The sequence below is a fragment of the uncultured Fretibacterium sp. genome (genome assembly GCF_938040765.1).
Lineage (GTDB): Bacteria > Synergistota > Synergistia > Synergistales > Aminobacteriaceae > CAJPSE01.
Window position 1 is genome coordinate 1 of sequence record NZ_CALIAA010000229.1, and the last position, 6,714, is coordinate 6,714.

Genomic DNA, 6,714 nt, shown 5'->3' on the forward strand with positions numbered 1-6,714 from the left:
GTGACATTCTCTCGGTCCCGCTAAGGGATGACATTATCACAGTCCGGCGACAGGCCTGTGACGAACTCTTGACAACCGAAACCTGGGGCATTATAAGAGGAATTGCGCCGCGTTTCCCGCGAAAAAACGAAGCGAGGTCCGAGAGATGTCTTCGAATGAACGAAAAAGCGTCAGGAAGGGACATGCGCTGCCTTTTGCCATCCTGTTGTCGCGTCTCGAGGTTCCCGTTACGGTCCTCGCCAGGCGTCTGCACGTCGACGCCAGCCTGGTGAGCAAATGGAAAAACGGTCAGCGCCGCTTGTCCGAGCATTCGGTCCACTTCGGCGCCGTCCTCGATTTTTTCGTCGGCGAGGACGAGGGCAGGACGTCCCGCGTCGTCGAGGTCCTGAAGGAGCTCAACCCCCTGGATTCCCTGGATAACGAGAGGGCCGCCCGGTCCCGGCTTCAGTCGTTTTTGCTGGGAGGAGCCTCTCCGCCCCTGGAGCCCGCGGGCCCGGAGACGTCCTGCGCCGCCGCCATCGCGAAGGTCCTCATCTACGAGGGGGGAAGGGGACGCCGGGACGCTGTCTCGGAGCTGCTCGACCTGGCCGAGGCGATGCCCGAGCCGGGAAGGATCGTCTTCACCGAGTGCGAACAGTACCGCTGGCTTCTCGAGGATCCTCAGTATATCCGGCTTTGGCGGGACCGGGTTTATCGGCTTCTCGAACGGGGGTTTCGGGCCACCTTCATCCTCCATTTCACGGTGTACCACGAGCAGTTCTTTCACTTCTTCCGAGTCTGCAGTCCGCTCCTCTTCCATCGTAACGTCGCCTGGCACTATCACGAATACTACGACGCGGAGGTCCATTGGTTCTCCTTCTTCATCCTGGAGCACGCCCGCTCCGTCATGGGGCTCTCCATGGGGCCGGGGCACTGCGACACGACCGTCTTTACGGACGCCCGTTCCATCGCTCAGCACAAGAGGGTCGTCGAGATGGTCCGTTCGGCCAGCCGGCCCCTGTTCACCGACTTCCCCCAGGGGCGGATTCTGCCCTCCCTGGGGGGCCTGCTGCGCTCCGACTGGCAGGACGGAGCGATGTTCGCGTTTCTTCCGGTCCCTGTGTTCGCGGCCACGGACCCCGCTCTCCTGGAGGAAATTCTGGTCGACAACGGGGTGGGGCCCGCCATGATACGGCGCTGCCTCAAGGAGAACCGTCTGCTCGATGCGATCGTCGAGCGGCAGACCCGTTCCGGAAATGCCCTGTTGGTCTCCATCTATCAGCTGGAGGAGATGCGGCGGCGCATCGACGAGGGGGGCTTCGAGAGCTGCAGCCTCACCTTGATGGCGGGGCGGCCCGTGAGGGTGAACCTGGATCAGTACGCCCGGGGGCTTCTGCACGTGACGCGCATGATGAGGCGCAACCCCGGGGCGCAGGTCGTCCTGGCCTCGGAGGAGGACCACAACCAGCTGCCGGGACTCAACTGCTGGTGCAAGGGCCGGGAATGGATGGTGCAGATGGACGCCCATGGCGTTCGCTTCTCGCGGGAGGACGTGATGGTACGCGCCGCCTCCGCGGCGCTCGAGTGGTGTCTGCGCAAGATCCCGCCCGCCCGCAAACAACAGGGGCTGGTGGCGCGGAGGCTGATGGCGATGGTGGAGGACATCCGAAAGCGCAGCGTCGGAGCGGGCGGAACGCCGGACTGGTGAAGGATGGGGCCCGTCCCGGTCGGCTTGCAGGCGGGCTCCGGATGTGGGGCCCGCCGGGAGGCGCTGGCTCCGATGTCGGTCACTTTGCCTAATTTTCCCTCTTCGCGTTGTGGAAAAGGGCGGGAGAGGTTACAATAGCGCGTGCGAGAATGCTGTTACCAGGTAATAAAACCAAGTGTGCAATGCGGCTCGGCGGAGTCGGCCTGAAGGAGGCGGAACGCGTGCGCGGATGGTCCGGAATGGGCGGTGGAAAAAAATTCTGGGGAACGTTTTTCTGCGGATTGGTCCTGATCCTGGGGGGCCTTCGCACCCCTGCCCGGGGCGCGGAGCCGGGCTCCGAGGAACAGAGACGGAGGGCGCTGGAGATTCGCCTTGCCATCTCGCGTCTTTCCGAGACGCAGGTCGAGGAGCGGGAGTCCCTCTATCACGAGATTGTGGAATCCTGTCCGGCGACCGAGGAGGCCGAGGAGGCCCTGTGGGCGCTCTCCAACATCTATCTGGACGCCTTTCCGGAGCCTCAGGAGCAGACGGCGCAGGAGGTCCTGGAGCTCTTCCTGGATCGCTATCCGGATTCGGCCTGGGGACTGCAGGTCCGCGGCCGCCTGATTCTGCTGTACTCCGGGACGGAGAAGCGGGAGCGGGCCGCGGAGCTCTGCCGCGAGCTGCTGGGACAGCGGGCGGAGACGCTTCCGGCATCCTGCCGGCCCTTCGTCGCTTTGGCCGAGGCCGTCGTCTGGGACGAGGAGCAGGACACGGAGAGGGCAAGGGAGGCCTACACGCAGGTCGCCCGCCTCTATCCGGGGACGCCTCAGGCCGAGCTTGCGGCCAGGCGCCTTGCGGCCCTCGCCGCCGGGGGGACGAAGGGGAAGTGAACGCCCGTGCCTGAACGGCTGTTTGCGACATCGGCCCCAGGGGACGAAGGCCCGGGGCCGGATTACATGATGGAGGCTGAAGTCGAATGGGTCACGAGGCGGCCGTAAGGGCCATATCGGTATATCTTCCGGAGGGGATTCTGGACAACGCGGAGCTGGTCCGCCAGTTCGGGACCTGGACGGAGAATAAAATTTACGGCAAGACCGGCGTGTCGGAGCGGCGCGTCGTCGGCGACGAGAAGGTCTCGGACCTCGCGGCGGCGGCGGGAGAACGCCTCTTCGAGGAGCACGGCATTGACAGGAGCTCGATCGATTTCCTGCTGCTCTGCACGGAATGTCCCGATTATTTTCTGCCGGCCACGGCCTGCATCGTTCAGAATCGTCTGGGGCTGCGGAAGGACGCCGGCGCCTTGGACTACAACCTGGGGTGCTCGGGGTTCGTCTATGGACTGGCGCTGGCCAAGGGGCTGGTCCTCGGCGGCGTGGCGAGGAGGGTCCTGTTGATTACGGCCGAGACCATAACCCGGACCATACATCCGCAGGACAAGAGCACCCGTACCCTCTTCGGGGACGCGGCGGCGGCTACTTTGGTGGAGGCCTCCGCCGAACGGGGGATCGGGGAGTTCGTCCTGGGGACGGATGGGTCCGGGGCGGAGAGGCTGATCATCCCCGCGGGGGCGTGGGCCAGGCCCTCCTCCCCGGAGACGAGGGTCGAGACGAAGAACAAGTGGGGCAACGTCCGTACCCCGGAGAGCCTTTATATGGACGGCCCGGAGATCCTCAAGTTCTCGATGGAGGTCGCTCCGAGCTGCATGAACGATACGCTGGAGCGGAACGGGACCTCCCTGGGGGGGCTCCGTCTCGTGGTCCTGCACCAGGCCAGCCACATGATGCTGGTGAAGCTCCGTGAGCTCCTCTCCATTCCCGAGGAAAAATTTGTGTTCAACATCGAGAAGTACGGCAACACCGTCAGCTCCACCATCCCGATTGCGCTCTACGACTCGATGAAGTCCGGTCGACTCGGCAAGGGGGACTCCGTGCTCGTGATGGGGTTCGGCGTGGGGCTTTCGTGGGGGGGAACGGTCCTGCACATGCTCTGATTCCCGCACGCGTCGTCGTTTTTGCTCGCCTGAGAATGATTTGGAAAACGGATAAGGAAAAGGCCTCGTCTTTTTGGGAGTGCGGATTTTGTCCTGAAAGGGGTGGATTTTGTGGAAAATCGCGCGGTTCTGGAGGGGATACGGGCGCGCCGGAGCGTGAGGCGCTATGCCGACAGGCCGGTGGAGCAGGAGAAGGTCGACCTGCTCCTGGAGTGCGCCTGTGCCGCGCCCAGCGCAGCCAACAGGCGCCCTTGGCGTTTCGTGGTGATTCGGGACCGGGAGAACCTGAATGCGCTGGCGGAGGTTCATCCCTATGGCAAGATGCTGTTTCAGGCCCCGCTGGCTTTGGTCGTCTGCGGGACCGTCCTGCACGAGGGAAAGCCGAACCCCTGGTGGGAGGAGGACTGCGCCGCCGCGATGCAGAACATCCTGCTGGCCGCGGAAGGGCTGGGCTTGAGCTCCGTCTGGCTTGGGGTTCGCTGGGGTCAGGAGGGCCTGCCCGAGAAGATCGAGGCCCTTCTGGGCACGCCTCGGGACGTCCGGGCCATGGGCATCGCCGTGGTCGGCTACGGCGACGAGAGCAAGCCCCCGCACCGCGGTATCGACGAGGGGGTCGTGCACCTCGAGCGTTGGTCGGATTGAACGGACTGACAAGAGGGGCTTGAGCGATGGTCACGGTCTATTTCGATTTCGTGTGTCCCTTCTGCTACCTGGGGCGGGGTTTCTGGATGAGGATGCAGGAGGAACGGCCCGTGGAGTCGACGTGGGTGCCCTGGGAGATCCATCCGGAGTATCCGCCCGAGGGCGGACCCGAGAAGAGCGACGCTAGGGCGAGGGCGGACTTGAACCGCTACCGTGCCCTGGGCGGGGATATTTGTCGTTTCGAGTTGGGGCATTTCTCCTCGAACACCCGCAACGCCCTGATGGGGCTCGAGTTCGCGCGTGCCGCCGGAAGGGCGGACGCCTACATCGAGCGCGTCTTCAGGGCTGTTTTTGTGGAGAATACGAACGTCTCGTCCGTGGGGACGGTCGTGGACCTCGGCGGCGAGGTCGGGCTGGACCGCAGCGCCCTGGAGAGAAGCCTCCTGTCCGGGGAGTATGGGCAGGTCCTGGCCGAACGGGACCGTGAGGCGGAGGGCATGGGGCTCGAGGTTGTCCCGTCCTTCGTTCGGAGCGGAAAACTGGTGTTGGCCGGCACGACGACGATGGACTTCGCGGAGTTCCGAGCGAAGTATCCGGCCGTCCGGGGCTAGTGCCTCTGTCTGGGAGAATGTGAGGCGAGTATCGATGGCGGTTGGCATGATGGATCTTTTGGGTGCGTTGACGCAGGGCGGCATGAGCCCGTCATCGGGGGCTCGGATACGGAGCGCGGCGAACGCGTCCGCCGATGCGCAGGGCGGCGGGCTTCAGGGCATTCTGTCCGGTCTGATGGGGGCGGGACAAAACCTCGTGAACAGCGCAGGGCAGGCGGTGGGGGGCAAGGACAACCTGGCTGCGGCAGGGATCGGGGCTTTATTGGGCGCGCTGTCGGGGTCGGGCAACGGGCGGTCGGGCGTGCCCCTTGGAGGGATCGGCGGCGGGGTCATGGGCCTCCTGGGGATGATGGCCTTCAAGGCCCTCAAGAATGCCGGGCAGGCCCCTCAGCCCTCTGCCGGAGCTGCGGTGTCTCCGGCCGGCGCGGCTCCGCAGAATTTCGAGAGCGACGCACAGCTGCTCCTCACCGCGATGCTTGACGCGGCGAAGGCGGACGGCACCGTCGATGCGGACGAACTGAGCCGCATCACCGGCAAAATGAAGGAGGCCGGGATCGACCAGGAGGGGATGAACTACGTCATTGGGCAGCTCCAGAGCCCCATGGCGACGGATGCGATCGTCACGGGGGTCCGGGGACGTCCCGAGCTCGCCGCGCAGGTCTACTCCGTCTCGCTCATGGCCATCGAGGTGGACACCCCGGCGGAACGCGAGTACCTGGACCGCCTGGCCGCCTCGATGGGGTTGACGCCGGAGGTCGTCCGGAACATCGAACAGCTTGTGGGAATGCCTCCGAGGTGAACCGCGCGGCGCCGGGGACGGGCTCTGACGACGTGACGGGGTAAAAAGAGGATCGAGACGAGGCCGTATATCCTCTCTTCCTTGACGTCATGCCTGGGCAGACGCTTTTTTCAGGAGCGCCGGATCGCGTCCAGGATCCCGTCAAGCCGGTTGGACTCCAGCTCCTCGATCCGCCCTTGGTCACAGAACTCCGCGAAGCGCGGAGTCATGGGGATTTGTGCGATGGTGTCGATGCCAAAGGCGCGGGCTTCCTCCTCTATGTGGCTGTGACCGAAAATATGGTGCCGTTTTCCACAGTCGGGGCACTCGAAGTACGCCATGTTCTCCACAATGCCCAGGACAGGTATCTTCATGAGCTCCGCCATATGAAGCGCCTTCTTCACGATGAGCGCGACGAGCTCCTGTGGTGAGGTCACGATGACGATCCCGCTTATGGGCAGGGTCTGAAAGACCGTCAGGGGAACGTCACCCGTGCCGGGGGGCATATCCACGAACAGACAATCCAGCTCCCCCCATTCGACGTCCTCCCAGAACTGGGTGACTGTCCCTGCGATGATGGGGCCCCGCCATACGACAGGATCCTCCTCACTCGGCAGGCAGAGGTTCATGGAGATAACCTTTATACCGCCCCTCGTGACGGCGGGGTAGACGTTCTTGCCGTCGGACAGGACCTTCTCGTGGAGCCCGAATATCTTGGGAATGGACGGGCCCGTGATGTCCGCGTCCAGGATCCCTGTCCGCATCCCGCTGCGCCTGGCCTCCGATGCCAGGAGGGATGTCACCAGCGATTTGCCGACGCCGCCCTTTCCGCTGACGACGCCAACCACTCGCTGGATTCGCTCCCTTTGCTTCCGTTCCGCCGCTCCCCGTTCCGGGCACCCTGAGGCGCAGTGATTGCAGTCATGGTCGCAGTCATGGCTCATGTGTTTTGCTCCTTTGCTCGTTTATTCATCATCCATTGCGGTCTTGTGCGGTCTTGCCGTAGTGATGCACGGGATGTGTG

7 protein-coding genes are annotated in these 6,714 nt (G+C 64.3%); 6 read left to right on the forward strand and 1 reads right to left on the reverse strand.

Annotation, left to right across the window (positions count from 1 at the left end; all coding sequences use genetic code 11):
* Nucleotides 1–145 precede the first annotated feature (145 nt).
* The 6 genes from Q0176_RS07820 to Q0176_RS07845 all read left to right on the forward strand — a co-directional run bounded on the left by Q0176_RS07820 (nt 146) and on the right by Q0176_RS07845 (nt 5,711).
* Nucleotides 146–1,687: a hypothetical protein gene (locus Q0176_RS07820; RefSeq protein ID WP_299301146.1), complete on the forward strand. Its 1,542-nt coding sequence runs from the start codon at nt 146–148 to the stop codon at nt 1,685–1,687.
* Between the two features lie 221 nt (nt 1,688–1,908).
* A complete protein-coding gene (locus Q0176_RS07825) occupies nt 1,909–2,559 on the forward strand; it encodes a tetratricopeptide repeat protein (RefSeq protein WP_299301149.1) in 651 nt (216 codons plus the stop codon).
* 86 nt (nt 2,560–2,645) lie between these two features.
* Nucleotides 2,646–3,659: a 3-oxoacyl-ACP synthase III family protein gene (locus tag Q0176_RS07830; protein ID WP_299301151.1), complete on the forward strand. Its 1,014-nt coding sequence runs from the start codon at nt 2,646–2,648 to the stop codon at nt 3,657–3,659.
* 111 nt (nt 3,660–3,770) lie between these two features.
* The gene (locus tag Q0176_RS07835) at nt 3,771–4,301 is read left to right on the forward strand and encodes a nitroreductase family protein (protein ID WP_299301154.1); all 531 of its coding nucleotides are present in this window, start codon (nt 3,771–3,773) and stop codon (nt 4,299–4,301) included.
* A gap of 26 nt (nt 4,302–4,327) precedes the next feature.
* Nucleotides 4,328–4,912: a DsbA family protein gene (locus tag Q0176_RS07840; RefSeq protein WP_299301157.1), complete on the forward strand. Its 585-nt coding sequence runs from the start codon at nt 4,328–4,330 to the stop codon at nt 4,910–4,912.
* 34 nt (nt 4,913–4,946) lie between these two features.
* Complete coding sequence (locus tag Q0176_RS07845; RefSeq protein ID WP_299301160.1) at nt 4,947–5,711, forward strand: DUF533 domain-containing protein; 765 nt, start codon at nt 4,947–4,949, stop codon at nt 5,709–5,711.
* Nucleotides 5,712–5,821: 110 nt separating this feature from the next.
* Here the strand turns inward: Q0176_RS07845 and Q0176_RS07850 are convergent, their stop codons facing one another.
* On the reverse strand, nt 5,822–6,634 hold the full coding sequence (locus tag Q0176_RS07850) for an Mrp/NBP35 family ATP-binding protein (RefSeq protein WP_299301163.1): 813 nt from the start codon (nt 6,632–6,634) through the stop codon (nt 5,822–5,824).
* Between the last annotated feature and the right edge of the window lie 80 nt (nt 6,635–6,714).